The following is a 26,413-nucleotide window of genomic DNA, read 5'->3' as shown; positions in this document are numbered from 1 at the left end:
ATCGGCTTATCCGTTGATCACGTCCGCGCCCTTCGGCACCGTGAACTTGAACGCGTCGGCCGGCAGCGGCGGATTCTTCTGAATGTTCGAGAAAGTCAGCAGCGTCACGTTGCCGAACACGTCGTGCAATTCCATCGCTTCGAGATTGCCGTCCTTGAAGCCGATACCGACGCGCTGAAACTGCGTGTCTTTCGCTTTCGGCGTGAGTTCGAGCCAGTCGATGCCGGCCTTCACGCCCGCATCGCGCAGCGTGAAGTTCTTGTCGAGATCATTGCTGCCGAACAGGATCGCCGCCGGGCTCGCGCCGAGCGCACCGCCGAGGCTGCGCACCGTCACCTGATTCAGATCCTTGTCGTAGACGTAGAGCTTGTCGCCGTCTGCCTGCAACAGTTGCGCATAGGGCTTCTCGTATTGCCAGATGAACTTGCCCGGGCGCGCGAACGTGAAGGTGCCGCTCGACGTGCCGGTTTTGCCCGCGCCTTGGGTCGACAATGTGCCGCTTGCGCTTTGCGCTTTGCTCGGCGCCCGCACTTCCTGCTGGACAAAAGTGCCGCGCGCCGAATGCACTTGCGCGACGAACGCCTTCAGTTGCTCGGTCCCGCTCGCGAACGCCTGCGACGCGAACAGCACCGACGCGCCGATCGCCACGCTGCCGACGCCGCGCACCAAGCTGCGGGCGAACTGGCCAAATCGGTTGGATTGAGCATTCTCTCGTGCGTGCTGCTGCGCGAATAGCTGCATGTGGTTTTCTCCCTTGATTGAATTCGTTGAGCGGTCGTGACCGCTTGCTTGCGCATTGGGCAATGCCTTGCGTGCCCATATTGGCCAGGGGCTGCCGCGATGCCGGCGAGCCTGTTTCCCATCGGCGCCGTACTCAGACGTGTCATGGCAGCTTAGCCACCCCGCCTTAAACGAGCCTTAGGGTAACGACCGGCGCTTTGATGCCGCAAAGCTCGGCTCGCCAAACGAGCCGTCGAAGTGGTGGCGACGCCTCGACGCGGCAAAGCATGGCTTGCCTTGCTTTCGGTTGCGATAAAGAGGCGCCCGCGTCTCGCAGCCGACGGCGCATTCGCCGCCTCACTGCGAACTCGCTGCCCGCGGTTTATTCCGCTTCCCGCGCCGGCGCGAGAATCTCGCGATTGCCGTTCGACGACATCGCCGACACCACGCCCGAGTTTTCCATCTGCTCAAGCAGCCGGGCCGCACGGTTATAGCCGATGCGCAAATGCCGCTGCACCAGCGAGATCGACGCACGGCGGTTCTTCAGCACGACGTCGACCGCCTGGTCGTATAACGGGTCCGACTCGCCGTCGCCCGATCCGGTTCCTCCGGCGCCCGCGGAGCCTTCGTCGCCCTCGCCCGTCACGCCGCCTTCGAGAATGCCCTCGATGTAGTTCGGCTCGCCCTGCTCCTTGAGTTTGTCGACCACGCGATGCACTTCCTCGTCCGACACGAACGCGCCGTGCACGCGCACCGGCAAGCCGCTGCCCGGCGGCAGATACAGCATGTCGCCCATGCCGAGCAGCGATTCCGCGCCCTGCTGGTCGAGAATGGTGCGCGAGTCGATCTTCGACGACACCTGGAAAGCCATCCGCGTCGGCACGTTAGCCTTGATGAGGCCGGTGATCACATCCACCGACGGACGCTGAGTAGCCAGAATCAGGTGAATGCCGGCCGCGCGCGCCTTCTGCGCGATCCGCGCGATCAGTTCTTCGACCTTTTTGCCGACCACCATCATCAGGTCGGCCAGTTCGTCGATCACCACGACGATGTTCGGCAGACGCGTGAGCGGCTCCGGATCGTCCGGCGTGAGGCTGAACGGATTCGGCAGTTTTTCTTCGCGTTTGGCGGCCTCGTCGATCTTGTTGTTGTAGCCGGCGAGGTTACGCACGCCGAGCTTGCTCATCAACTTGTAGCGGCGCTCCATCTCAGCCACGGCCCAGTTGAGCGCGTGACCGGCCTGACGCATGTCCGTCACCACCGGACACAGCAGATGCGGAATGCCTTCATACACGCTCATTTCGAGCATCTTCGGATCGATCAGGATCATGCGGACCTGATCGGCGCTCGCCTTGTAGAGCAGCGACAGGATCATCGCGTTGATACCGACCGACTTGCCCGAACCCGTCGTACCCGCCACCAGCAAGTGCGGCATCTTCGCGAGGTCGGCGCACACCGGCTTGCCGCCGATGTCTTTGCCGAGCCCCATGGTCAGCGGCGACGCGGCATCCGCATAAACCGCCGAGCCGAGAATCTCCGAGAGGCTCACGGTCTGACGACGCTGGTTCGGCAACTCCAACGCCATGAAATTCTTGCCAGGAATGGTTTCAACCACGCGAATCGACACGAGCGACAGCGAACGCGCGAGATCCTTGGCAAGACCGACGATCTGGCTGCCCTTCACGCCCGTTGCCGGTTCGATTTCATAGCGCGTGACCACCGGGCCGGGATACGCCGCGACCACGCTTACTTCGACACCGAAGTCCTTAAGCTTTTTCTCGATCAGGCGCGAGGTGAATTCCAGCGTATCCGCGGAAATGGTTTCCTGCGCGACGGGCGCGGCATCGAGCAGCGAAATGGGTGGCAAGGTGGAATCGCCCGGCAGGTCGGTGAAGAGCGGCACTTGCCGTTCTTTCTCGACACGCTCCGACTTGGCCGGCGTGACGACCGGCGGCACGATCATGACCGGCTCGTGCTCCTCGATCCGCACGCGGCCCTTCTCGACCTTGCCTTCGCGCTTGACCGCAGCCGCTTCACCGAGCTTGCGGTCGCGGCCGGCCTCGCGGCGCAGCTTGGCGAAAGTCACCGCGGATATGATCGATTCGCCGACCTTCTCCGACACGGACAGCCACGAAAAACGGAAATACAGCGACAAACCGATGCCGAGCACGATCAGGAGCGCCAGCGTGCCGCCTGTGAAGCCGAGCGCATGCGACACGCCACGCGCGACGGCCTCGCCGATCACGCCACCCGGCGCGCGCGGCAACTGCACCTTCAGCGACCACATGCGCAGCGCCTCGATGCCGTCGCAGGCCAGCAGGACCAGCATGAAAGCGAACGCGTCGGCAAGCCAGCTCTCGCGCGGCACGTCTTCCTGCTCTTCCTCGTGATGGGTGATGCGCTTGTAGTTCGCGGAGATATGGCGGCCGAGCAGCACGATCCACCAGTAGGCGGACAGACCGAACAGCAGCAGCAGGATGTCCGACGTCCACGCGCCGACGCGGCCCGCCCAGTTGGCGATATGGTCGACCTGCGCGGCATGGGTCCAGCTCGGATCGCGCCGGCTATAGCTGACGAGCGCCATGAGCAGGAAAACGCCGAGCGCCACCTGCAGGATCCAGCGGATTTCGGTGAAAAGGCGCGACATGCGGTGCGGCAATGCCTGCGCGCTCGCGGAATAGGGAGCTTTTGCCATTGATCCTGTTGCGTGTGTGCCCGGTGTGTGCCCGGCTCCGGCCTGAGTCGTGGTTAAGCCTCGCCCAGCGCGGCTTCGGGCCCGATCCCGGCTTCCGGGAACTTCGATCCGGCCTATTGTAAACGCAGTGTCGCGCGCGAGGCTGTAAATGACGGTAACTTGGCCGTTTGGCCACAGAAAGGCGTGGCGAGGCCCGCCGCCGACGCTATCGGCGTGATCGGAAAGCTTCATGGAGCAGGCCGGCGCCCCGCCCTTTATAATGTCGCGCTGATACCCATCTATAGTTTCAGCTCAAGTCGCGCGGCCTCGCATGGGCGAGCCGGGCGCCGTAAAAGGATTCGATCATGCCTGCAACTTCCACGAAACACGCCAAGGTTCTGATTCTCGGTTCCGGTCCCGCCGGCTACACGGCGGCGGTCTACGCGGCGCGCGCCAACCTCGCGCCGGTGCTTGTCACGGGCCTGGCTCAAGGCGGCCAGCTCATGACCACGACCGACGTCGAAAACTGGCCTGCGGACCCCAACGGCGTGCAAGGCCCGGAACTGATGGGGCGCTTCCTGGAGCACGCCGAGCGCTTCAACACCGAAATCATTTTCGACCACATTCATACGGCCAAGCTGGATGAAAAGCCGATCCGCCTGATCGGCGACTCGGGCGAATACACCTGCGACTCGCTGATCATCTCGACCGGCGCATCGGCGCAGTATCTCGGCCTGCCGTCGGAAGAAGCGTTCATGGGCAAAGGCGTGTCGGCTTGCGCCACCTGCGACGGCTTCTTCTACAAGCAACAACATGTGGCGGTGATCGGCGGCGGCAATACCGCGGTCGAGGAAGCGCTCTATCTGTCCGGGATCGCCAGGAAGGTGACCGTGATTCATCGCCGCGACAAGTTCCGCGCCGAGCCGATTCTGATCGACCGTTTGCTGGCAAAGGAAAAGGAAGGCCTGGTCGAGATCAAGTGGGACAGCACGCTCGACGAAGTCACCGGCGACCAGTCCGGCGTGACCGGCCTGCGCATCAAGAACACAAAAACGGGTGCCACCGAAGACATCGCGCTGCAAGGTCTGTTCGTCGCGATTGGCCACAAGCCGAACACGGACATTTTCGCCGGCCAACTGGAGATGAAGAACGGCTACATCATCACCAAAGGCGGCCTGAACGGTTTTGCGACCGCCACCAGCGTGCCGGGCGTGTTCGCCGCGGGCGACGTGCAGGACCACGTGTACCGTCAGGCTATCACCAGCGCCGGCACGGGTTGTATGGCTGCACTCGACGCGCAACGCTACCTGGAAACCATCGACGAGATGGTCGGCGAGCACGCGATGAGCCAGGAAGCCGAGCGTTAATCGACGGCGGCGGCCGCGCCAGTCTGCGAACCGCGTCGGCAGACTGAGCGCAACGGTAAAATGGCGGCTGGGCATCGCCCGGCCGCCCGCTTGAAAGAAGGCCGCGGCTGCAAAGCCGGCGGCCTTTTCGCATTCAGGTCTTCCGGTCGTCGGTAAACGTCGCGCGACCGATCTACTTTCTCTGCCTGTTACTAGCGATATGCCGAAGAATCAGCCTCACCCGAGCGAACCGAAGCGCGCGCGAGCCGTCGCGCGGCCCGCGCCCGCACCGGCTGCGCCTGCCGTCAAACCGAAGCTCGATCCGACGGCCGGTCTTGCCGGCCTCGGCGCATTGCGCGACGCGCTCAAAGTCGACACGCAACGGCGCGAGCGCGAAAGGGTAGCCGCTGCTGCCGCGCAGCGTGAAGCCTCGGCGGACGCCGATCTGTTCCGCCGCGAGATCGGCTCCGTCGCGCCGCTCGCCGTGCCGCCGCGCGCCACGCTGCCGCGTAATCCCCCGCCGCCGCTGCCGGTACAGACCAAACTCGACGAAGAAGCCGTGCTGCACGAAGCAATCTCGGACGAGTTCGATCCCGAGATTCTGCTCGAAACGGATGAGACGCTGTACTACTGCCGTCCCGGCGTGAGCCAGGAAGTCGTGCGCAAACTGCGGCGCGGCGACTGGATCGTGCAAGCGCAAATCGATCTGCATGGCATGCGGCGCGAGGAAGCGCGCGAGGCGCTGGCCGAGTTCATCCGCGAATCGGTGAAGCGCGGCTTGCGGTGTTTGCGCGTGATTCACGGTAAGGGCTTGGGGTCGATCGGCAAGGAGCCGGTGTTGAAAGGCAAAGTGCGCGCGTGGCTCGTGCAGAAGTCCGAAGTGATCGCATTCTGCCAGGCGCGTCCGCATGACGGCGGCGCCGGCGCGGTGGTCGTGCTGTTGCAGCCGGGCGCTGCGCCTGCTCACGCCAAAGCCTGACGGAGCCACGGTGATCCATCCAAGGCTGACGCTCGCGCTGACCATCATGGAGGCGCTGGCGATTTTCGCGTACGCCATTTCCGGTTTCATCGAAGCCAAAACCCGCCGGCTCGATGCCGTCGGGACATTTCTGGTGGCGATCGCCACCGCTTTCGGCGGCGGTACGTTGCGCGATGTGCTGCTGGAGAGGCGGCCTTTTTACTGGGTCGAACATCAAGGCTATCTGATCGCGATCTTCGTTATGTCGCTGTTCGCGCCGACGCTGTTGAAGATGACCTCGCGGCTGTTTTCAGAGCGGGTTCTGCTGGTAGCCGATGCGATCGGGCTGGGACTGTTCAGCATAGGCGGCACGTCGATCGCGCACGACGCGCAGATGCCGTGGTTCACCTCGGTGATGATGGGCGTGCTGACGGGCGTTTTCGGCGGCGTGATACGCGACGTGCTGTGCAACGAAGTGCCGCTGATTCTGCGCGACTCGCGGCCGTACGCCACGTGTGCGTTCGTGGGCTGCTGGCTGTACGTGCTGCTGGATTACATCGATTTCGACACGGTGTATAGCGTGTTGATTGCCACCGCTTTTATCCTGCTTGCGAGGTTGGTGACGTTCAGGTTCAATGTGCGTTTGCCGCATTGACTGACGCGGCGTGGCTCGCAAGGACGCACGGCGCATTGCCCGCAAACTGCAACGCGCCGCGCTTCAAACTCACTTGTTGGTCGCCAACGCCCCCGCGCTCTTCGAGCCGCCGAACAGCGCCGTCAGATAGGCCGAATTGTTGTTCATGGTCGCCATCAAGGTGTTCAACGCGGTGAACTGACTCTGATACTGCTTCGTCAATTGCGTGGAGTAATCGCTGAGCCTGGTCTGTTGCGCGTTGACACTCTTCAGGTCGGCATTCAACGCGGTATTGCGCGTGTCGATGATGCCGCCCGTCCGCGTGAACTCGTTGACGCTCTTGTTCAACTTCGCGCCGAGACCATCGGTCGAGTTGAATAACGCGGCAACCTGCGCCGGGCTGGTATTGAGCGCAGTAGTGAGTTTCGCGTTGTCGACCACCAGCGTGCCGTCCGCCGGATCGCCCTTCAACGTGATGCCGATGTGCCCAAGGCTCACCACCGACGTGCCCGTACCCACCCCGCCGCTCACGATCGACGCCAGCGCGTTCTTGACCGTCAACAGCGTGGAATCGCCGAGCAACGCGCCGGCCTGCTTCGACGATTTGTCGTACGAGGACAGCTTGCTGATCGTGGTGACGACGGTGTTGTACAGGTTGGCGAAATTCGTGATGGCCGTGTTCTGCGCGGTGGTGTCCGGCGCGATGGTCAGCGTCTGCGGATTGTTGACCGAAGCGCTCGACAGATTCAGCGTGACGCCGGCGATGGCATCGGTGACGGCGTTGTTGGCGCTGCGCGCCGCGATTCCGCCGATGGTGAGCAGCGCGTCCTGCGCCACTTCGCTCTGATGCCACGCATTGCCGGCATCCGACGACACGATCGTGGACGCCCCGCCGTTCGCGCCGGGCGTCGACGTCACGCCGAGGCTCGACAGGCCCGCGTCGTTCTGAACGTTGCTAGTGGTCACATTGATCGTATTGCCTGAACCGGTGGCCGCCGAGCGCAGCACGAGGTGAGCGCCGCCGGTGCCGGTCACGATCGTAGCCGTGACGCCGGGATTGCTGGACGCTTTGTTGATCGCGGCGGCGATGCCGCTCAGCGTGTTGTTGGTGTTGTCGATCCAGACATCCATCGACTTGCCGCCGACCGAGATGCTCAACGTGCCTGTGCCGAGTTGCGTGGTCGCGCCGAACGCCGCCGAAGACAGGCTTTGCGACGAAGCGATCTGCGTCACGTCGATCGTATAGCTGCCGGCCACCGCGCCGGGGCCCGCTTTCGGATCGAGGCCCTTGGCGCTCGCGGTGGCCGCGAAGGTGGACAACGTCGTTCCGTCCGACAGGTTCTTGATCGCCGCCTGCAAGGCGGACAACGCCGAACTGAGCGCGCCGTAGGCGGATAAGGTGGTGTTGTCGCTGGTCTGCCTGGCTTGCAACGCCGCCGCCTGCCCCGCCGTTTTGGCGTTGACGAGTGCCGAGACCAGGGTCGAGACATCCATCGACGAATTGCCAGTCGAACCGCTGATGATGGATTGCGCTGCCTGCTGAACCTGGCTCTGCGCGTTGGCCGTCGCGCTGTTCACCGAGGACGTGATGCTGGACATGTGAAGCTCCCCGTGCGTCGAATTATTCGTTTTTGATTGAGTGACGCCCCGGGCTCGTCGCTGCTGCGCCGTCTAGCCGGTCACGTCGCGGTCTCTTACAAAGTTTTCAAATGTTACACCATCTTTCTTGATGGCTTTGTGACGTTTTAACGTAGCGAATGTTGATGCCAAGGGTCGTGGCTGTCGATTTGCGTGGCTCCCACTCGTCGTGAGATAAAACGGTCGCTCCGGCCGTTTTCGTGCCACAGCAACTCACCAACCGTCCAAGGTGACCACGATGACCCTGAAGCTCTACGCCCATCCCTTCTCCTCGTACTGCCAGAAGGTCCTGACCGCGCTCTACGAAAACGGCACGCCGTTCGAACTGCGCCTGCTGGCGCACGACGACCCGCAAGTCATGGCCGAATTCGCCGCGCTCTGGCCGATCAAGCGCTTTCCGGTGCTGGTGGACGGCAGCCGGACGGTGATGGAGGCGAGCATCATCATCGAGTATCTGGGCCTTTATCACGCCGGGCCGGTTCAACTCCTGCCGGCCGATCCTCGCGCGGCGCTGGAAGTGCGCAGCATGGATCGCTTCTTCGACAACTACATCTCGACGCCGCAGCAAAAGATCGTCTACGACAGCATGCGCCCCGAGCCGGAGCGCGACCCGCAAGCCGTCGCCGATGCGCGCGCCATGCTCGATACCGCGTACGGCTGGCTGAACAAGGTGATGGCGGAGCGCGAATGGGCGGCCGGCGACACCTTCAGCCTCGCCGATTGCGGCGCCGCGCCGTTCCTGTTTTACGCCGACTGGACGCACGCGATCGGCCCGGCGTTTCCGCACGTGCTGGCCTACCGCAAGCGCCTGCTGGCGCGGCCGTCGTTCGCTCGCGCGGTGGACGAAGCGCGGCCCTACCGTTCGTATTTCCCGCTCGGCGCGCCGGACCGGGATTGAGGGCTACGGCATGGCCGTGTCGCGCAAAAGACGAGCGTCTGCGCCACGTCGACCCTAACGGTTTGCGACAACAAATTTCCCAACCTATACACTTCACTTCGAAACCTACTTCCGCCAATCAACCTTAAGGCAAAACATGGACCGTTTCGAAGCGATGGAGATATTTACGCGTGTGGTCGAGGCGAACAGCTTCACCAAAGTATCCGAGTCGCTCGACCTGCCCCGCGCCAAAGTCAGCCGCACCATCCAGGCGCTGGAGGAACACGTCGGCGTGCGTCTGTTGAATCGTTCGACGCGCCAGGTCAGCGTCACCGAAGACGGCGCGCTGTTCTACGAGCGCTGCGTGCGCATCCTCGCCGAAGTCACCGACGCCGAGTCGTCGCTGTCGAACAAGCGCGAAAATCCGGCCGGCACGATCCGCGTGGATACGTCCGGCACGCTGGCGCGCGCACTGCTGCTGCCCGCGCTCGACGATTTCTACCGGCAATACCCCGAGATCGACGTGCGGCTCGGCCTCGCCGACCGCAACATCGATCTGATTCAGGACGGCGTGGATTGCGTGATCCGTATGGGCACGCCGGAAGAGTCGAGTCTCGTCGCGCGGCGCATCGGCCAGGCGCGCATTGTCACGTGCGCGTCGCCGGCATATCTGGAGAAACACGGCGAGCCGACCACGCTCGAAGAATTGAGCGAGCACCGCGCGGTCAACTACGTGTCCGCGCGCACCGGCAGGACGTTTCCATTCGAATACGAGGTGGACGGCGATATTGCCAAGGTGTCGTTAAAGAGCGTGCTCGCTGTCAACGACGGCAGCGTCTATATCGGCGCGGCGGCGCTCGGTCACGGCATCATCCAGCCGTCACGCTTCATGGTCGCCGATCTGATTGCGCAAGGCGCGCTGAAGGAAATCCTCACCGGCTATACGAGCCCCGGCACGCCGCTTTCGGTGCTGTATGCGCATCGCCGCAATCTGAGTTCGCGGCTGCGTGCTTTCATCGAGTGGGTGACGGAACTGGCGCGCAACAATCCGGATCTGCGTATTCCGGAGCAGTAAGCCAAGGTCGCCGCAATGAAAAGCCCCATGCGTCTTGCAACGCATGGGGCTTTTCTCTTCTCATGCAATCGGACTTTCGCGATCAGGCAATCCGCTCTTCGTTCGACGGATCGAACAGCACCGCCTTAGACGTATCGAACAGCAGCGTCGTATTCGCCAGCGGCTGCGGGTTCGACGCCGGGTGCACGCGGCTCACGATACGCTTGCCGTTGACCTGTGCGAACACCAGCGTGTCCGGACCGGTCGGCTCGATCACGTCGACCTTCACTTCGATCGGCTGTAGCTTCGCGTTGTCGCCGTGCGCGCCGCGCGCGTCGGTGATGCGCTCCGGACGCAGGCCGAGAATCACCTCACGGCCCACGTGCGACTTCACCTTCGCCGAGTCGAACGGCAGGTTCAGCGCCGTGCGCGCAACACCCGTATCCAGCTCGACCGCCACGCCCGCGCCCTGCTCCACCAGCTTGCCCTGAATGAAGTTCATCGGCGGCGCACCGATGAAGCCGGCCACGAACAGGTTCGACGGCGAGTCGTAGATGTCCTGCGGTGCGCCGAACTGTTGCACAACGCCGTCTTTCATCACCGCGATGCGGTCGCCGAGCGTCATCGCTTCGATCTGATCGTGCGTCACGTAGACGATCGTCGTGCCGAGGCGTTGATGCAGCAGCTTGATTTCCGAGCGCATCTCGATACGCAGCTTCGCGTCGAGGTTCGACAGCGGCTCGTCGAACAGGAACATGACCGGATCGCGCGCCAAGGCACGGCCCATGGCCACGCGCTGACGCTGGCCGCCGGACAGTTGACCCGGCTTGCGGTCCAGCAGGTGGGTGATCTGCAGCGTATTCGACACGCGGTCGACAATCTGCGTCTGCTCGTTCTTCGGCACCTTGCGGATGTTCAGACCGAACGAGATGTTCTCGCGCACCGTCATGGACGGATACAGAGCGTACGACTGGAACACCATCGCAATGTCGCGATCTTTCGGCGACAGGTTGTTCACCGTCTTGCCGTCGATCTGGATCTCGCCCTTGGTCACCGTCTCGAGGCCGGCAATCATGTTGAGCAGCGTCGACTTCCCGCAGCCCGAACCGCCGACCAGAATCAGGAACTGGCCGTCTTCGATGTCGATATTGACACCCTTCAGAACCGGCACCCCGTTCGGGTAAGTCTTGTACACGTCACGGATGGAAAGGCTTGCCATGCTGTGAATCCTCTTGTCTCTGGTACTGCTTGAAAACTTTATCGGGTGACGACGGCTTCGAATCGAACAGAAGCCGCCGCGCTCGGATGATTTAGCCCGGCCTTTAGCCCTTCACCGCGCCGGCCGTCAGGCCGCGCACGAAATAGCGTCCGGCGATGATATAGACCAGCAGCGTGGGCAACGCGGCGATGATCGCGCCGGCCATGTCCACGTTGTATTCCTTCACGCCGGTCGAGGTGTTCACGAGGTTGTTCAGCGCCACCGTGATCGGCATGGAATCGACGCCGGAGAACACGATACCGAACAGGAAGTCGTTCCAGATCTGCGTGAATTGCCAGATCAGGCACACCATGAAAATCGGCAGCGAAACCGGCAGCAGAATCTTCGTGAAGATCGTGAAGAAACCCGCGCCGTCGATACGCGCCGCTTTCACGAGTTCAGCCGGAATGCTGACGTAGAAGTTGCGGAAGAACATCGTGGTAAAGGCGATACCGTAGATCACGTGCACCACCACCAGACCGGTGGTCGTGTTCGACAGGCCGAGAAAGCCTTCGAAACGCGCCATCGGCAGCAGGATCGCCTGGAACGGAATGAAGCAGCCGACCAGGATCATCGTGAAGATCGGATCCGCGCCACGAAAACGCCAGTGCGTGAGCACATAGCCGTTGAACGCGCCGATGATCGACGAGATCAGCACGGCAGGAATCACCATGCGCACCGAGTTCATGAAGAACGGCTGCATGCCATCGCAACGCACACCCGTGCAGGCGCCGCTCCAGGCCTTGATCCACGGATCGACGGTCCAGTGCGTGGGCGGCGTGAGCAGATTGCCGGTGCGCAGTTGGTCGATGTCCTTGAACGACGTGGACAGCATCACGTACAGCGGGAACAGGAAATACAGGGCGAACAGGAACAAGGCCGCATAAATGACGGCACGGCTGATCGTCATCTTAGGCTGCATTGCGGGTGCTCCTCGATTCCAGATACATGAGCGGCACGAGCACGGCCACGACAGTGGCGAGCATCATCATCGACGATGCCGCGCCGACGCCCAGCTGCCCGCGATTGAACGAAAACGTGTACATGAAAATAGCCGGCAGCGACGAAGACGTGCCCGGACCGCCCGCGGTCAACGCAACCACCAGGTCGAAGGTCTTGATCGTGATGTGGCAGAGAATCAGCAGCACGGAGAAGAACACCGGGCGCATGCTCGGAATCACGATCTTGCGGTAGATGGTGGGCAAGCCCGCGCCGTCCATCTGCGCGGCTTTGAAGATTTCACCGTCGACACCACGCAAGCCCGCAAGGAACAGCGCCATCACGAAGCCGGTGGACTGCCACACGGCCGCGATCACGACGCAGAAAATCGCCTTGTCCGGATCGCCCAGCCAGCTGAACGAAAAGCTCGTCCAGCCCCAGTCGTGGAACACTTTTTCGAGGCCGATGCTCGGCGTCATGATCCATTGCCACGCCGTACCCGTCACGATGAACGACAGCGCCATTGGGTACAGGAACACGGCGCGCAGCGCGCCTTCGTTGCGGATCTGCTGATCGAGCAGGATCGCGAGAAACAGACCGAGACCGATACAGATACCGATGAACGGGATGCCGAACCAGCCGAGGTTCGCAGCCGACGTCCAGAACACATCGTTATCGAACAGTTCGCGATAACGATCGAGACCGACAAATTCATAACGGGGCATCAATCGCGAATTGGACAGCGACAGATAGCCGGTAATTGCAATGAAGCCATAGACGAAGATCAGGCTGATCACGACGCTGGGTGCGAGCACCAGCTTCGGAATCCAGCGATCGGCAAGGGCCGCCATGGGCGACGCGCGGCGGGCGGCGCTAGCCGTTTTCCCGTTTCCGCTGATAGAAGCAGTCACTACTCGACTCCTGCTGAAACTGTACCGCCGGGAGATTCACGCCTGACAGACGCGAGGCCGCAACGGCATAGGTGTGACTCTATGAAACCAGGGGTGAAGCCGCTTGTGACCAGTGCAACCAGTGCAATCAGCGACGTGAAGGGCGCGCCCGTCGCCCGTTGCTGAACCGCCGGGCGCGCCGCTTCGCTTACTTCACTTACTTGGTCTTCGCTGCCTTCGCGAGCGCGGCAACTGCGCTCTTCGAATCCTGCTGCGAGTTCATGAACTTCGTGACCACGTCCGAGATCGCGCCGGCTGCTGCATCCGGTTGCGCCATGCCGTGCGCCAGCGAAGGCACATAGCCGCCCGACTTGATCGCCACTTGTTCATCCGCGTACGACTTCTTCGCGCAGTCGTCGAACTTGGCCATCGACACGCCCAGACGAACCGGGATGGAACCCTTGTTCAGGCTGAACTGTTCCTGGAAGTCCGGCGACATGATCGTCTTGGCCAGCGCGAGCTGACCCGGCGTGGCCGCCTTCGCGCCCTTCTGCTGGAAGAACACGAACGAGTCGACGTTGAACGTGTACGACTTTTCCGTGCCCGGCACCGCGGCGCAGATGTAGTCCGAGCCCGACTTCTTGCCGGCGTTGGCGAATTCGCCCTTCGCCCAGTCGCCCATGAACTGCATGCCGGCCTTGCCGTTGATGACCATGGCCGTTGCCAGGTTCCAGTCACGGCCCGTGCGGCCCGCGTCGAAGTAACCCTGGATCTTGCGGACCGTATCGAACACGCCGACCATCTGATCCGACGTCAGCGTCTTCTCGTCGAGGTCGACCAGCGCCTTCTTGTAGAAGCCCGCGCCTTGCGACAGCACGACGTCTTCCCACAGCGTCAGGTCTTGCCACGGCTGGCCGCCCATCGCGATCGGCTGGATGCCCGCGGCTTTCATCTTGTCGGCCACCGCGAAGAACTCAGGCCACGTGGTCGGCGCCTTGCCGCCTGCCTTGTCCAGCGCTGCCTTGTTGATGTACAGCCAGTTCACGCGGTGCACCGAGAACGGCGCTGCCACGTAGTGACCGTCCGCGTGCATGATCTTGTCGATTTCCGGCGGCAGATTCTTCTTCCAGTCGCCCGCGACGGAGTCGATCGGCACCAGCACGCCTTGCGACGCCCAGTCCTGGATCAGCGGACCCTTGATCTGCGCAGCGCTCGGTGCGTTGCCCGAGATCACCTGCGTCTTGAGTGCCGTCATGGCAGCCGCGCCGGCGCCACCCGCAACCGCGAAGTCCTTCCACGTGTAACCCTGCTTCGTCATGTCGTCCTTGAGGACGCCGACGGCTTTCGATTCACCGCCCGAAGTCCACCAGTGCAACACTTCGACCGACTCGGCGGCTTGCACGGCCGAGACGCCACACATCAGACCTGCGGCGCACAAAGCGCCCATGATCGCGCGAAATTTCATTGCTTATCTCCTCCAGACACCTGAACAAAAAACAAATGGCCCCTGATGTCGCCAGGGTGCTGTGGTTGGTTCAAACAGGCAAAACACTGGGCGATCGAGCACGGTCGGGCGCATGCGCGAGGCATGTGCCGGCGGACCAATGTCCGGCCGCTGGAAGCTCAAGAGATGAGTGGTTCGGGATGCAACTGACTGTCTCCTCTTTTGATTTTTGCCTGCCCGCGTTTCGCGCGGCAGACTCGAGGTGCCTTGCATGTCAACCTGGTGCCGACCATTACGGAAAGCCGCTCAACTCCCCGGCTTTCCGTAAGGCCGCCGGGGCATGCTGGCGCGTGCCGACACGCAATGTCCGTTAACATGCAGGGGACGCCTGCCGATTCGGGAAAACGCGCATCTTGACTCACAGCGCACGCTTTTTTCATCGAATTAGCGCTACCTCTTGATTTGGATTGTAGTTAAACTACAATTCAGTGTCAAAAAATATTTTATCGGACTACGGTCGCGCTTTCGCTCATCTTCCGCGGCCCCAGGACATCGACGGAGACTCATGCAAACCGATTCAAGCTTCACCTTCGTTCTCTTCGGCGGAACCGGCGATCTGTCGATGCGCAAGATCCTCCCCGCACTGTTTGAAGCGCACCGTGCAGGCGGCATGTTGGCCGACAGCGGCAAGATCGTTGCGGTGGCGCGGCATGCAACGGATCGCGGCGAGTACATCCACTGGGTGAACGAGCACGTCAAGCCGCATGTGTCGAAGAACGGTGTGGACGAAGCGGCATGGTCGAGCTTTCTGGAGCGCATCGAGTTCGTGAACATCGACCTCGGCAAAGCGGAAGACTTCGTGCACTTGCGCGACGCCATCCAGAACCTGCCTGGCATTCGCGTGTTCTATCTGGCTACGGGGCCGTCGCTGTTCGTGCCGATCTGCCATGCGCTGGCATCGGTTGGGCTGAACGAGAATTCGCGCATCGTGCTGGAAAAGCCGCTCGGCTACGACCTCAAGTCGTCGAATGCCATCAATGATGCGGTCGGCGAAATCTTCGCTGAAGAACAGATCTACCGGATCGACCACTACCTCGGTAAAGAACCGGTGCAGAACCTGTTGGCGCTGCGCTTCGGGAATGCGCTGTTCGAACCGCTGTGGCGTCGCGAGTGGGTCGAGAGCATTCAGATCACGATTGCCGAAGAACTCGGCGTGGAAGCGCGCGGCGACTTCTACGACAACACCGGCGCGTTGCGCGACATGGTGCAGAACCATTTGCTGCAACTGCTTTCCATCGTCGCGATGGAACCGCCGCACTCCATGGATTCGGATTCGGTACGCGACGAAAAGCTGCGCGTGCTGCGCGCTTTGAAGCCTATCGATCCGCGCGATATCGGCAAGGTCGCCGTGCGCGGCCAATATCATTCCGGCGTGATCCGCGGCACCGCGGTGCCCGCGTACGCAACCGAGCCCGGCGTGCGGCCGGACAGCACGACCGAGACTTTCGTTGCGCTGAAGGTCGAGATCGAGAACTGGCGTTGGGCCGGCGTGCCGTTTTTCCTGCGCACCGGCAAGCGCCTGGCGGATCGCGTCGCCGAGATCGTCGTGAACTTTCGTGCGGTGCCGCATTCGGCGCTCGGCGCTTCCGCTTTGCGCGCCGGCGCGAACCGCCTGGTGATCCGACTGCAGCCGAACGAAACCATTCGCCTGTACTGTCTCGCGAAGCAGCCCGGCGAGGGCATGAACCTGGCCAGCGTTCACCTCGACCTCGCGTTCGACCAGTTCTTCCGCGAAGGACAGATGGAGGCGTATCAGCGCCTTCTGCTCGACGTGATCAACGGCCGTCTCGCGCTGTTTGTGCGGCGCGACGAGCAGGAAGCCGCGTGGCGTTGGGTCGAACCGATCCTGAACGAATGGAAGGCGTCGAACAAGCCGCCCAAGCCGTACGCGTCGGGCACGTGGGGACCGGCCGCTTCGAGCGCGATGCTGGCGCAGCACGGCACCTGCTGGCTCGAAGAAGAGAATTGAATCATGGCGGCACGTCGTATTGAATGGAATATGGCGCGCCGCCCGTAAGACCCACCGACGAACTGAACGGAATGGCGCCGGTATCACGAGGGCGCCTGCAAGTCATCCACTGTGCAGGCATCGCGTGAGAGCAGTACGGCACATTCCGCAGATCACACAAAAAAGCAGCACGGAGGAGAAGTGATCCAGCTTCACACTTTCGACGACCAACGCGCCCAATCCGACGCGTTGGCGAAAGCGGTCGGCGACGCGTTACATGCGTCGCTCGCCGCGCAGGCCGCCGGTTCCACCACTGGCGCGCGCCCCGCAATGCTTGCAGTGTCCGGCGGCAGCAGTCCGCGCCCGTTCCTGCAGACGTTGTCGACGCAAAGCTTCGATTGGGCGCGCATTGCCGTGACGCTGGTCGACGACCGCTGGGTGCCGGAAACGGACAGCGCGAGCAACTCGCAGCTGGTGCACGCCACGCTGTTGCAGAACGCCGCGAAGGACACCACATTCTGGCCGCTCGTGGATACCACGCAGGATCTCAACGCGCATGTCGCCGCACTGAACGCCGACGCGCGTTTTAGCAGCGCGCCCGACGTCGCGATTCTCGGCATGGGTGAAGACGGCCACACCGCGTCGATCTTCGCCGACTCGCCCGAGTGGGATCATGCGATCACCACGACCGACCGCTTCGTTGCCGTGCATCCTGGCAGCGCGCCGCACGCGCGCGTGAGCTGGTCGATGTCCGCGTTGAAGGAAGTGAAGCATCTGTTTTTGCTGATTGCAGGACCGCGCAAGATGGACGTGCTGAATGCCGCGTCCGCTTCGCTACAAAAAAATGCCATCTCGCAGTTGGCAAACGACAAGGGAGTGAGACTCGATGTCTACTGGTGTGCAAACTAAGGCTGTTCCGGGCGCGGGCCAGCACGCCGATGGACCGAGGCTGCTGGCCGACATCGGCGGCACGAATGCGCGCTTCGCGCTGGAGACGAGCCCGGGCGAAATCGGCTCGGTGAAGGTCTATCCGTGCGCGGACTATCCGGGCGTTGCCGAAGTCATCAAAAAGTATCTGAAGGACACCAAGATCGGCCGCGTGAATCATGCGGCGATTGCGATTGCGAACCCGGTCGATGGCGATCAGGTGAGCATGACGAATCACGACTGGAGCTTTTCGATCGAGGCGACGCGGCGCGCGCTTGGTTTCGATACGCTGCTGGTGGTGAACGACTTTACCGCGCTGGCGATGGCGCTGCCTGGCCTCACTGACGCGCAGCGCGTGCAGGTGGGCGGTGGTGCGCGTCGGCCGAATAGCGTGATTGGTTTGCTTGGGCCTGGGACCGGCATGGGTGTGTCCGGTTTGATTCCCGCTGATGATCGCTGGATCGCGCTTGGCAGTGAAGGTGGTCATGCGACTTTTGCGCCGGCTGACGAGCGCGAAGATATCGTGTTGCAGTACGCGCGCAAGAAGTGGTCGCATGTGTCGTTCGAGCGTGTGGCGGCGGGGCCCGGTATCGAAGTGATTTATCGCGCGCTCGCGGGTCGCGACAAGAAACGCGTGGCGGCGAATGTCGACACGATCGAGATCGTCAAGCGTGCGCTGGAAGGCGAGCCGCTGGCAGCGGAATCCGTCGATGTGTTCTGCGGCATTCTCGGCACCTTCGCGAGCAATATTGCGGTGACGCTTGGGGCGTTGGGCGGGATTTATATTGGCGGCGGTGTCGTGCCGCGGCTTGGCGAGTTCTTTTCGCGGTCGTCGTTTCGCAAGCGCTTCGAGGCTAAAGGCCGGTTCGAGGCTTATCTGCAGAACGTGCCGACTTATGTGATTACCGCTGAATATCCGGCGTTTCTGGGTGTTTCCGCGATTCTTGCCGAGCAGTTGTCGAATCGTGCGGGGGGCAGTTCATCGGCCGTGTTCGAGCGGATCCGGCAGATGCGCGATGCGTTGACGCCGGCCGAGCGACGTGTGGCTGATCTTGCGCTGAATCATCCGCGCTCGATTATCAATGATCCGATTGTGGATATCGCGCGGAAGGCGGATGTGAGTCAGCCGACTGTGATCCGGTTTTGCCGGTCGTTGGGTTGCCAGGGGCTGTCGGATTTCAAGCTGAAGCTGGCGACTGGGTTGACGGGCACTATTCCTGTTAGCCATAGTCAGGTGCATCTCGGCGATACGGCGACGGACTTCGGTGCGAAGGTGCTCGATAACACCGTGTCGGCGATTTTGCAGTTGCGCGAGCATTTGAACTTCGATCAGGTCGAGCGGGCTATTGATCTGCTGAACGGCGCGCGGCGCATCGAGTTCTATGGGCTCGGGAATTCGAATATCGTCGCTCAGGATGCGCATTACAAGTTCTTCCGGTTTGGCATTCCTACTATTGCCTACGGCGATTTGTATATGCAGGCGGCGTCGGCTGCTTTGCTTGGGAAGGGGGATGTGATCGTTGCTGTGTCTAAGTCAGGGCGCGCGCCTGAACTGTTGCGCGTTCTGGATGTGGCTATGCAGGCCGGCGCTAAGGTGATTGCTATTACTTCGAGTAATACGCCTTTGGCTAAGCGGGCTACTGTCGCGCTTGAGACTGATCATATTGAAATTCGTGAGTCGCAGTTGTCGATGATTTCGCGGATTTTGCATCTGGTTATGATTGATATTCTTGCTGTGGGGGTGGCTATTCGGCGGGCCGTGCCTAGCGCTGATGTGGCTGAGACTGTGGCTAAGGCCAGGCAAGGGGCTGATGATGATGCTAGTGCTGTGCTCGATTGGTTGAGTCATGGGGCGGCTTCTTCGGCTAGGGATTGAGGATTGAGGTTTCAGGTTTTGGTCTGCGCCGCGGGTTTGGGTGTTTTTTTGTGGTGTTGGCCTTTCCTTGATTTGTTAGTGGTCCATTAGTGTTGCCCCTGTGCGGGGCGGCACCTACTTTTCTTTGCCAGCCGCAAAGAAAAGTAGGCAAAAGAAAGCGGCTCACACCGCTAGTTCTTAAGCGGGTCCCCCGCGCAGTCGCGGTAGTGGTTCATCTGGAATCTGTGCTCTCGCACATTCCGCGTGAGTGACAAAGCGCTCATTCTTCCCGCCTCGCGCAACGCGCTCGCCGGAAGGGGCTGCTTGAAGTCCGTGGGTTTCGCCGTGCGCGGTGCGGGCCGTCGGCTTCGCCTCGGCGATGTGCTGTTGGAGGCTTTCGGATCTTTAAGCTGGGTTGCTCGGGAAAATGTCAGTGTTGAGCCACCACATTTGCGATCACCTCAGCACGCGTATCCCGTCGCACCGCAGTACCCTCGGAATGCGAAAGACGCATGCCTCTTTCTTCATGGCCGCAGTGCGACGCCGCAGGTCGTCGCGTGACTCGTGACTCGTAGCTCGTGGCTCGTGGCTCGTGGCTCGTGGCTCGCGGCTCGCGGCTCGCGGCTCGCGGCTCGTAGCTCGTGGCTCGTGGCTCGTGGCTCGTGGCTCGTGGCTCGTGGCTCGTGGCTCGTAGCTCGTGGCTCGTGGCTCGTGGCTCGTGGCTCGTGGCTCGTGGCTCGTGGCTCGTGGCTCGTGGCTCGTGGCTCGTGGCTCGTGGCTCGTGGCTCGTGGCTCGTGGCTCGTGGCTCGTGGCTCGTGGCTCGTGGCTCGTGGCTCGTGGCTCGTGGCTCGTGGCTCGTGGCTCGTGGCTCGTGGCTCGTGGCTCGTGGCTCGTGGCTCGTGGCTCGTGGCTCGTGGCTCGTGGCTCGTGGCTCGTGGCTCGTGGCTCGTGGCTCGTGGCTCGTGGCTCGTGGCTCGTGGCTCGTGGCTCGTGGCTCGTGGCTCGTGGCTCGTGGCTCGTGGCTCGTGGCTCGTGGCTCGTGGCTCGTGGCTCGTGGCTCGTGGCTCGTGGCTCGTGGCTCGTGGCTCGTGGCTCGTGGCTCGTGGCTCGTGGCTCGTGGCTCTTGGCTCTTGGCTCTTGGCTCTTGGCTCTTGGCTCTTGGCTCTTGGCTCTTGGCTCTTGGCTCTTGGCTCTTGGCTCTTGGCTCTTGGCTCTTGGCTCTTGGCTCTTGGCTCTTGGCTCTTGGCTCTTGGCTCTTGGCTCTTGGCTCTTGGCTCTTGGCTCTTGGCTCTTGGCTCTTGGCTCTTGGCTCTTGGCTCTTGGCTCTTGGCTCTTGGCTCTTGGCTCTTGGCTCTTGGCTCTTGGCTCTTGGCTCTTGGCTCTTGGCTCTTGGCTCTTGGCTCTTGGCTCTTGGCTCTTGGCTCTTGGCTCTTGGCTCTTGGCTCTTGGCTCTTGGCTCTTGGCTCTTGGCTCTTGGCTCTTGGCTCTTGGCTCTTGGCTCTTGGCTCTTGGCTCTTGGCTCTTGGCTCTTGGCTCACCGGTCACGGGTCACGGGTCACGGGTACGGCTCACGGCTCACGGCTCATGGCTCGTGGCCCACGGCTTGTGGCTTGTGGCTTGTGGCTTGTGGCTTGTGGCTTGTGGCTTGTGGCTTGTGGCTTGTGGCTCGCCGTCAGTGTGCTGTCGCCGTGCGACGCGAGACCGTTTTGAATTGCATCTGTTTGTTCTCCGTCCGCCTCGTTGCGCCGATACGCTCACGGCTACCCGCCGCTGTCCGCGTAGCCTTTGCCAGGAGGTCCGCTGCGCGGCGCGCCGTGATCCGCCTTTCCGGAATGCCCTTCGCGTCGAGTGCCATGACCTGGTATAACTCGCGGTCAATTTCGACTTCGCGGTGGTAGTCCTCGACGGTGTCCAACAGCAGTTCCAGCAGTTTCCGCTGGCGGTGCCTTTCTTCTCGTGTCACCGCCGGACTCCTAACTATCGAAGCCACAAACGTGACCAGCTTGTCCAGTTGACCTAGCTGCCGTTCAGCGAGTCCGAATGCGGACAAGGCCAGTTTTTCGTATTGAAGTGCATCAACGGGTGGGCGCGACGTAGTGCGTGAATTCTTGACGGATTTACTCATGGCGCGATCTCCCTGAAACTTACCTGGATCGCCCGACACGCGCTTGCAAGGTGGTGAGCGGGCACAGTGACAAGGTTGGCGGCCGTTACCAAACCGGCAGGCCCGGAGGCCTCCCCATCAAGGCCCGCCCATAAGACGTGCTGAGACAGACACACGCCCTGCCAACGCAGGCGCGTGTTTGGTAGCAGGCCGCCAAGCCTGGCCGTCGTTGAGAGGTGGCTCCGGAAATTCGGACAGTTCATTGAGTGGAAAAGCTGGGGCGTGAGTCGGTCATAATGGCCGGCGACAAGGAACCAGAAGATGACGAAACGAAACCGACGGACACACTCACCGGCATTCAAGGCAAAGGTGGCACTAGCGGCGCTCAAGGGCGACAAGACGCTGGCAGAGTTGGCCCAGCAATTTGATGTCCATCCGAACCAGATCACGGACTGGAAGAAGCAGTTGCAGGAGCGGGTTGCCGATGTGTTCGACGCGGGCAACGCGCCCCCAGCTGCACCGCCAATCGACGTGAGGGTGTTGCACGCGAAGATCGGACAGTTGACGTTGGAGAATGATTTTTTAGAAAGCGCGCTCAGCAAGGCGGGACTGCTGGGCGTAAAGCGATGATCGATCGTGATCACGCCCTGCCGGTGACGCAGCAGGCCCGGCTGTTAGGCATAAGCCGCTCGAGTGCCTATTATCAGCCGCGTGAGGTCAGCGAAGCGGATCTGAAATTGATGCGCCGGATTGACGAGCTTCACCTCGACCATCCATTTGCCGGGGCGCGAATGTTGGCACGTCTACTGCGTCGCGAAAGTATCACAGTCGGACGCAGGCACGTTGGCACCTTGATGAAGCGCATGGGCGTCGAGGCGTTGTATCGCAAGCCAAACACGAGCCGCAAGCATGCAGCCCACAGGATCTGGCCGTACCTGCTGCGCAACCGGAAAATCGATCGGGCCAATCAGGTCTGGGCGCTCGATACGAGCTATATCCCGATGGCGCGGGGCTTCGTCTATCTGACGGCCGTCGTGGACTGGGCGAGCCGCCGGGTGTTGGCGCACCGGGTGGCGATCACACTAGAGAGCTGCCATGCTGTCGAGGCGCTGGAGGAAGCGTTTGCGAAATACGGGCCGCCTGAGATCGTCAACACGGATCAAGGAAGCCAGTTCACCGCAACCGAATTCACCGACGCGGTTCTCGGCCGGAAGGTTCTCCTGTCGATGGACGGAAAAGGCGCCTGGCGTGACAACGTGTTCGTCGAACGGGTGTGGCGCAGCGTCAAATATGAAGAGGTTTATTTGAAAGCGTACGACTCGGTAGGCCACGCGCGTCGCTCAATCGGCAATTACCTGAACTGGTATAACCAGAATCGGCCTCATTCGAGGCTGGCCGATCAGACGCCGGATGAAGCATACTTCGCCACGCTGCCAGCGATAAAATCGGCAGCTTGATTGCCCCAACAATTCCACTTAAAAATCTCGGGACCCTGTCCGAACAAGCGGCGCCACCTCTTTGTTTTGACGGCGAATTGAGTTTAAACGTCTTGTTTCACGAGTGATCACCTGCACGAGCTAAAAGCCGCCCCCCAGCAAGATTTCTGAAATTTCCCAAGCACGCTCACGAACGAAGTACTACAACGCAGCAGAAACGCCAGAAAAAAACGAAGCGACTGGTTGAAGAACGACCGCGACGGCGCGCGCAGCGCCGCCGGAAGAATGAGCGCCTTGTCACTCACGCGGAATGTGCGAGAGCACAGATTCCAGATGAACCACCACCGCGACTGCGCGGGGGACCCGCTTAAGAACTAGCGGTGTGAGCCGCTTTCTTTTGCCTACTTTTCTTTGCGGCCGGCAAAGAAAAGTAGGTGCCGCCCCGCACAGCAATGCTCTCAACTTAAGCTCCGCTGGATCATGCGAGTTTGTACGCGAGATGGAAGTGGGGCTTGGCTTTTCTGGGTGGTCTTGTATAGGAGCGTGAGGGCTGTATCCGGCATCGGGTCTGGCGGATCAGTTCCAGCACACCGGCGAGGCCGTCCAGACATCGCTGGATGCGCAGAAGACACGCGCCGAGGATGGGCTTGAGTGCGCCCAGTGCATACACCCGGTTAGGACGGCTGGCATGTCTGTCGTCGTGCGGCGCATCGAGATCGCTGAGCAGGGTGAACAGGTTGTCGGCGAGGATTTTTGCGCCGAAGTCCTGCTGTAACGCCAGGTAATCGAGGCCTGTGACGGCTTCCAGCCGCAGCCGGTGCTTGAGTCGTTTGAACGCTTCCTCGACCCGCCAGCGCTGGTGATAGAGCGCGCCGAACGATGCCGCCGGATAACGCCCGCCATCGAGCAGCGAGGTCATCAGCACCCGCACGCGACCGCCCGGCGTGACGTCGCGGATCAGGCGAACAGTGGTGGGCGTACACGCCAGTTCATAGTCGCGGGCATCCAGTTCGCTGGGCGCGTCCAGTGTCACCACACGCTCGGCTTTACCGCTGCGGGCAAAGGCGCTGACGCATTTCCAGTTACGCGCATCGACGCGCATGCAGAACGGGATTTCGCGCTGTGCGAGCGCCGCCACCATCGCGTTGCCGATATAGCCGCGATCGAGCAGCAGCAGGTCGGTATGCGGTTGCAGCACATCGAGGGCTTCGAACAGCATCTGCCGCTCGCCGCCGTCGGCGGGATGAAGTGCAGCGTGCAGGGTCAGTTCGGAACCCGGCAGGAATAGCGCAAACGCGTAGTGATCGGCGCGCAGTTCATGGCCGCGACGCGTGCCCACACGCAGGCGGCTGCCATCAGCGGCGACCAGCCTCAGGCCGTGCCAGCGCATCGAATCGATATGGGGTTGGGCCAGCGAGATCAGGCGGGCGCGGGCCAGCTCGAACAGTTCGGCAGACACTCCCCGTCGCGCCTTGCTGAAGGCCTGTGCGCTCACAGCGCGGGTGCGCCCGCCGCGGCTTCCCAGTGCGCCGAATAGCGCGTCAAGTTCGGCCTGCACACTGGCGCACATGCCCGACATCATCAGCGCGGCCATGCGCGGCAAGGTCAGTGTGCGATTGCGGGTAAAGGCGGTGGGAGAACGACGCACGCGATCGGCGAGCGCCGGATCGAACAGGAATTCGGAGAACTCAGCCAGAAGCCTTGAGGACGCTGGTATTTGAGTTCATATCGTTGATTTATCAGTGAGTTATGCGATGAAGCTTACAGGGCTAACGCCCTGTATACAAGCCCTTCGAGGCTTAAGTTGAGAGCATTGCCCCGCACAGGGGCAACACTAATGGACCACTAACAAATCAAGGAAAGGCCAAAGCCCAACCATCCCCCAACACCCAAAAAAGCGATAATAGAAACCCCGAAGCGCCGCAGGCAAAAAACCAGATGATCATCCGCCCCCACGTCCATTGGTTCCGCATGCTGCTAGCCTGGCGAGGCTCCGTCCTCCCGCAATTGCTACCGCGCCTCGCGCTGATCTTCTGCATTTCGATAGTCGCAGTAGCAGCCCACGACCACCTGCTCCCGATCTCGCTAAACCTCAACACCACAGCGCCCTTCTCGCTAATAGGCATAGCGTTAGCGGTATTTCTAGGCTTCAGAAACAACGCCAGCTACGACCGCTGGTGGGAAGCCCGCAAACTGTGGGGTCAACTGCTGAACGAATCGCGCTCACTCATCCGCCAGGCGCTCACCCTGCCGACAAAACAGCTGCAAAAAGAAGACCTCAAAGAATTTACAGCAGCACTCAGCGCCCTCCCGCACGCGCTGCGTCACCAACTCCGCAAAAGCGACCCAACCGAAGACCTCGCCGAACGCCTGCCGCCGGCCCTTTTCACCCGCGTCCTAGCATCGCGCTACAAACCGGCCGCCTTGATGCTTTCCCTCGGCGAATGGGTGCAACGCAAGGCCCAAACAGGCGCGATCGACCCGATGGCCGTCATCGCCTTCGATCGAAATCTGAATGGAATCTCGGATGTAATCGGCGGATGCGAGCGCATCGCTTCAACGCCGCTGCCGTTCGCCTATTCGGTGATGATTCACCGCACGGTGTATTTCTTCTGCGCGTCCCTGCCGTTCGGACTGGTGGACAGTATCGGCATCTTCACGCCCGTCTTCGCGGTCTTCGTGGCGTACACGTTCATGGCGCACGAAGCCATTGCATCGCAAATCGAAGAGCCTTTCGGCACCGACGACAACGACCTCGCGCTCAACATGATGTCCGTAGTGATCGAGGACTCAATGCGCGACCTGCTCGGCGAACCAGCCATCAAGTTGCCAAGCCCAGAAGCAGAAGGCTATATGCTCGATTGAGCATCGCTTCTGCCAAAGCAGATCGTCGGGCGCTCAACGCTCAGCTATTGCCGACCGTCTCCGACAAGCGCTTGAGCGTCGCCACCCGCGCGCCGATGATATCGATACGGCCACGCTCATCGACCACCGGCGTCGTAGCATTCAGATATGCGGTCCACGCCTTCTGCGCGCGTGTCAGCGTCGGACGCGTACGCACCGGCATCTTCGACTGCAAACGCCGGTAATAACGGTTCAGATCGAACATCGCATGCTCGCACTGTGCGTCCGCGCTGCACGCGCGCACACGGCGCGGCGGATCGCCACCGGCGCTCGCCTTCGCCAGCGCGCTGCGCAGCGCGAGCGCGCGGTCACGCACCGGCTGCAATTGCATGTCAGCTTCGGCAAGCACGTACATCGAACCGTGCGTCGTGGCAAACACGGCTGCGAGCAACTGCTTCTCGGCATCGCGCGAAGCTTGCCAGCTCGCCTGGCTCTTTTCCCACTGCTTGCGCCGCGCGGGCGGCAACTTCTGTTGAAGCTGCTGCCACGCGTTATCGAGCGCGGTCTTCCAGCCGATCCGCGCGTTGTCCATGCACTGCACTTGCCCTGTTGTCGACGACATGTCGCCGCGCGCAAGGCACGTACGCATCGACGCATCGATCGGATCGGCCGCGGCGACTTCGGCATGCGCCGGCAACGACGCCGCGCCGAACAGCGCCGCCGAAGCCAGCGCCAACGCACCGAACGCGCGCCGCGCGCCGCGAACGCCGGCGCCAGCCGCCAACAGGGACGTCACCCGCAACATC

20 protein-coding genes are annotated in these 26,413 nt (G+C 61.9%); 10 read left to right on the top strand and 10 right to left on the bottom strand.

From position 1 onward, the window contains the following. Window positions 1-6 precede the first annotated feature (6 nt). Complete coding sequence (lolA, locus tag B0G80_RS20930; RefSeq protein WP_116119257.1) at window positions 7-741, bottom strand: outer membrane lipoprotein chaperone LolA; 735 nt, start codon at window positions 739-741, stop codon at window positions 7-9. A gap of 361 nt (window positions 742-1,102) precedes the next feature. Further along, window positions 1,103-3,415 (bottom strand): DNA translocase FtsK, encoded by a 2,313-nt coding sequence (locus B0G80_RS20925; protein WP_181919994.1) that lies wholly within the window; start codon window positions 3,413-3,415, stop codon window positions 1,103-1,105. A gap of 344 nt (window positions 3,416-3,759) precedes the next feature. Between B0G80_RS20925 and trxB the strand changes: the two genes are divergently transcribed. The 3 genes from trxB (at window position 3,760) to B0G80_RS20910 (ending at window position 6,353) form a co-directional block, all read left to right on the top strand. Further along, window positions 3,760-4,761 carry a thioredoxin-disulfide reductase gene (gene trxB / locus B0G80_RS20920; RefSeq protein ID WP_106279950.1) on the top strand — a complete coding sequence of 334 codons (1,002 nt, stop codon included), beginning with the start codon at window positions 3,760-3,762 and terminating at the stop codon, window positions 4,759-4,761. Between the two features lie 199 nt (window positions 4,762-4,960). Continuing rightward, complete coding sequence (locus tag B0G80_RS20915; RefSeq protein WP_116119256.1) at window positions 4,961-5,719, top strand: Smr/MutS family protein; 759 nt, start codon at window positions 4,961-4,963, stop codon at window positions 5,717-5,719. Window positions 5,720-5,732: 13 nt separating this feature from the next. Continuing rightward, window positions 5,733-6,353 (top strand): trimeric intracellular cation channel family protein, encoded by a 621-nt coding sequence (locus B0G80_RS20910; RefSeq protein WP_106280433.1) that lies wholly within the window; start codon window positions 5,733-5,735, stop codon window positions 6,351-6,353. A 69-nt stretch (window positions 6,354-6,422) separates the two neighbouring features. Here the strand turns inward: B0G80_RS20910 and fliD are convergent, their stop codons facing one another. Beyond that, window positions 6,423-7,931 (bottom strand): flagellar filament capping protein FliD, encoded by a 1,509-nt coding sequence (gene fliD / locus B0G80_RS20905; protein WP_116119255.1) that lies wholly within the window; start codon window positions 7,929-7,931, stop codon window positions 6,423-6,425. 277 nt (window positions 7,932-8,208) lie between these two features. On the opposite strand from fliD, the gene B0G80_RS20900 reads away from it, so the two are divergent. Both B0G80_RS20900 and B0G80_RS20895 read left to right on the top strand, forming a co-directional pair. Then, the gene (locus tag B0G80_RS20900; RefSeq protein ID WP_116119254.1) at window positions 8,209-8,868 is read left to right on the top strand and encodes a glutathione S-transferase family protein; all 660 of its coding nucleotides are present in this window, start codon (window positions 8,209-8,211) and stop codon (window positions 8,866-8,868) included. Between the two features lie 136 nt (window positions 8,869-9,004). Further along, the gene (locus B0G80_RS20895; RefSeq protein ID WP_106279942.1) at window positions 9,005-9,922 is read left to right on the top strand and encodes a LysR family transcriptional regulator; all 918 of its coding nucleotides are present in this window, start codon (window positions 9,005-9,007) and stop codon (window positions 9,920-9,922) included. A gap of 82 nt (window positions 9,923-10,004) precedes the next feature. Here the strand turns inward: B0G80_RS20895 and B0G80_RS20890 are convergent, their stop codons facing one another. The 4 genes from B0G80_RS20890 to B0G80_RS20875 form a co-directional block, all read right to left on the bottom strand. Then, entirely contained in the window at window positions 10,005-11,120 is a 1,116-nt protein-coding gene (locus tag B0G80_RS20890; protein WP_116119253.1) for an ABC transporter ATP-binding protein, read from the bottom strand. 103 nt (window positions 11,121-11,223) lie between these two features. Beyond that, entirely contained in the window at window positions 11,224-12,081 is an 858-nt protein-coding gene (locus B0G80_RS20885) for a carbohydrate ABC transporter permease (protein WP_106279938.1), read from the bottom strand. Beyond that, the gene (locus B0G80_RS20880) at window positions 12,071-13,009 is read right to left on the bottom strand and encodes a carbohydrate ABC transporter permease (RefSeq protein WP_106279936.1); all 939 of its coding nucleotides are present in this window, start codon (window positions 13,007-13,009) and stop codon (window positions 12,071-12,073) included. Before B0G80_RS20880 ends, B0G80_RS20885 begins: the two co-directional genes overlap by 11 nt. Window positions 13,010-13,205: 196 nt before the next feature. Beyond that, on the bottom strand, window positions 13,206-14,453 hold the full coding sequence (locus B0G80_RS20875; RefSeq protein ID WP_106279934.1) for an ABC transporter substrate-binding protein: 1,248 nt from the start codon (window positions 14,451-14,453) through the stop codon (window positions 13,206-13,208). Window positions 14,454-14,997: 544 nt separating this feature from the next. Here B0G80_RS20875 and zwf point away from each other — a divergent pair. From zwf to B0G80_RS20860, 3 genes are all read left to right on the top strand, one after another. Next, window positions 14,998-16,461: a glucose-6-phosphate dehydrogenase gene (gene zwf, locus B0G80_RS20870; protein WP_106279932.1), complete on the top strand. Its 1,464-nt coding sequence runs from the start codon at window positions 14,998-15,000 to the stop codon at window positions 16,459-16,461. 180 nt (window positions 16,462-16,641) lie between these two features. Continuing rightward, window positions 16,642-17,349, top strand: a complete 708-nt coding sequence (gene pgl, locus B0G80_RS20865) for a 6-phosphogluconolactonase (protein ID WP_116119252.1) — start codon at window positions 16,642-16,644, stop codon at window positions 17,347-17,349. Then, the gene (locus B0G80_RS20860) at window positions 17,327-19,243 is read left to right on the top strand and encodes a bifunctional transcriptional regulator/glucokinase (RefSeq protein ID WP_116119251.1); all 1,917 of its coding nucleotides are present in this window, start codon (window positions 17,327-17,329) and stop codon (window positions 19,241-19,243) included. The genes pgl and B0G80_RS20860 overlap by 23 nt, the downstream gene beginning before the upstream one ends. A gap of 1,652 nt (window positions 19,244-20,895) precedes the next feature. Here the strand turns inward: B0G80_RS20860 and B0G80_RS20845 are convergent. Next, on the bottom strand, window positions 20,896-21,348 hold the full coding sequence (locus B0G80_RS20845; RefSeq protein WP_116119250.1) for a hypothetical protein: 453 nt from the start codon (window positions 21,346-21,348) through the stop codon (window positions 20,896-20,898). A 300-nt stretch (window positions 21,349-21,648) separates the two neighbouring features. Here B0G80_RS20845 and B0G80_RS20840 point away from each other — a divergent pair. After that, a protein-coding gene (locus B0G80_RS20840; RefSeq protein ID WP_408967691.1) for an IS3 family transposase occupies window positions 21,649-22,784 on the top strand; the annotation gives its coding sequence in 2 pieces (ribosomal slippage) (window positions 21,649-21,913 and window positions 21,913-22,784; 1,137 coding nt in all). A gap of 457 nt (window positions 22,785-23,241) precedes the next feature. Here B0G80_RS20840 and B0G80_RS20835 read toward each other — a convergent pair. Continuing rightward, a complete protein-coding gene (locus B0G80_RS20835) occupies window positions 23,242-24,438 on the bottom strand; it encodes an IS4 family transposase (RefSeq protein WP_116119249.1) in 1,197 nt (398 codons plus the stop codon). 263 nt (window positions 24,439-24,701) lie between these two features. Between B0G80_RS20835 and B0G80_RS20830 the strand changes: the two genes are divergently transcribed. Continuing rightward, the gene (locus tag B0G80_RS20830) at window positions 24,702-25,628 is read left to right on the top strand and encodes a bestrophin family protein (RefSeq protein ID WP_116119248.1); all 927 of its coding nucleotides are present in this window, start codon (window positions 24,702-24,704) and stop codon (window positions 25,626-25,628) included. A gap of 40 nt (window positions 25,629-25,668) precedes the next feature. Here B0G80_RS20830 and B0G80_RS20825 read toward each other — a convergent pair whose 3' ends face one another. After that, window positions 25,669-26,412 (bottom strand): lysozyme inhibitor LprI family protein, encoded by a 744-nt coding sequence (locus B0G80_RS20825; protein WP_258878973.1) that lies wholly within the window; start codon window positions 26,410-26,412, stop codon window positions 25,669-25,671. Window position 26,413 lies beyond the last annotated feature (1 nt).

It is taken from the genome of Paraburkholderia sp. BL6669N2 (assembly GCF_003387275.1).
Taxonomy (GTDB): Bacteria; Pseudomonadota; Gammaproteobacteria; order Burkholderiales; family Burkholderiaceae; genus Paraburkholderia.
Note: the sequence above shows the minus strand (reverse complement) of the source record. Positions and strands in the feature narration are given on the sequence as shown.

Bases quoted from the DNA above. Each gene is read 5' to 3' on its own strand.
- B0G80_RS20900 (WP_116119254.1), top strand. From the start codon at position 8,209: ATGACCCTGAAGCTCTACGCCCATCCCTTCTCCTCGTACTGCCAGAAG.
- lolA (WP_116119257.1), bottom strand. From the start codon at position 741: ATGCAGCTATTCGCGCAGCAGCACGCACGAGAGAATGCTCAATCCAAC.
- B0G80_RS20830 (WP_116119248.1), top strand. From the start codon at position 24,702: ATGATCATCCGCCCCCACGTCCATTGGTTCCGCATGCTGCTAGCCTGG.
- B0G80_RS20860 (WP_116119251.1), top strand. From the start codon at position 17,327: ATGTCTACTGGTGTGCAAACTAAGGCTGTTCCGGGCGCGGGCCAGCAC.
- fliD (WP_116119255.1), bottom strand. From the start codon at position 7,931: ATGTCCAGCATCACGTCCTCGGTGAACAGCGCGACGGCCAACGCGCAG.
- trxB (WP_106279950.1), top strand. From the start codon at position 3,760: ATGCCTGCAACTTCCACGAAACACGCCAAGGTTCTGATTCTCGGTTCC.
- B0G80_RS20915 (WP_116119256.1), top strand. From the start codon at position 4,961: ATGCCGAAGAATCAGCCTCACCCGAGCGAACCGAAGCGCGCGCGAGCC.
- B0G80_RS20890 (WP_116119253.1), bottom strand. From the start codon at position 11,120: ATGGCAAGCCTTTCCATCCGTGACGTGTACAAGACTTACCCGAACGGG.
- zwf (WP_106279932.1), top strand. From the start codon at position 14,998: ATGCAAACCGATTCAAGCTTCACCTTCGTTCTCTTCGGCGGAACCGGC.
- B0G80_RS20845 (WP_116119250.1), bottom strand. From the start codon at position 21,348: ATGAGTAAATCCGTCAAGAATTCACGCACTACGTCGCGCCCACCCGTT.
- B0G80_RS20875 (WP_106279934.1), bottom strand. From the start codon at position 14,453: ATGAAATTTCGCGCGATCATGGGCGCTTTGTGCGCCGCAGGTCTGATG.
- B0G80_RS20825 (WP_258878973.1), bottom strand. From the start codon at position 26,412: ATGTTGCGGGTGACGTCCCTGTTGGCGGCTGGCGCCGGCGTTCGCGGC.
- B0G80_RS20885 (WP_106279938.1), bottom strand. From the start codon at position 12,081: ATGCAGCCTAAGATGACGATCAGCCGTGCCGTCATTTATGCGGCCTTG.
- B0G80_RS20925 (WP_181919994.1), bottom strand. From the start codon at position 3,415: ATGGCAAAAGCTCCCTATTCCGCGAGCGCGCAGGCATTGCCGCACCGC.
- B0G80_RS20895 (WP_106279942.1), top strand. From the start codon at position 9,005: ATGGACCGTTTCGAAGCGATGGAGATATTTACGCGTGTGGTCGAGGCG.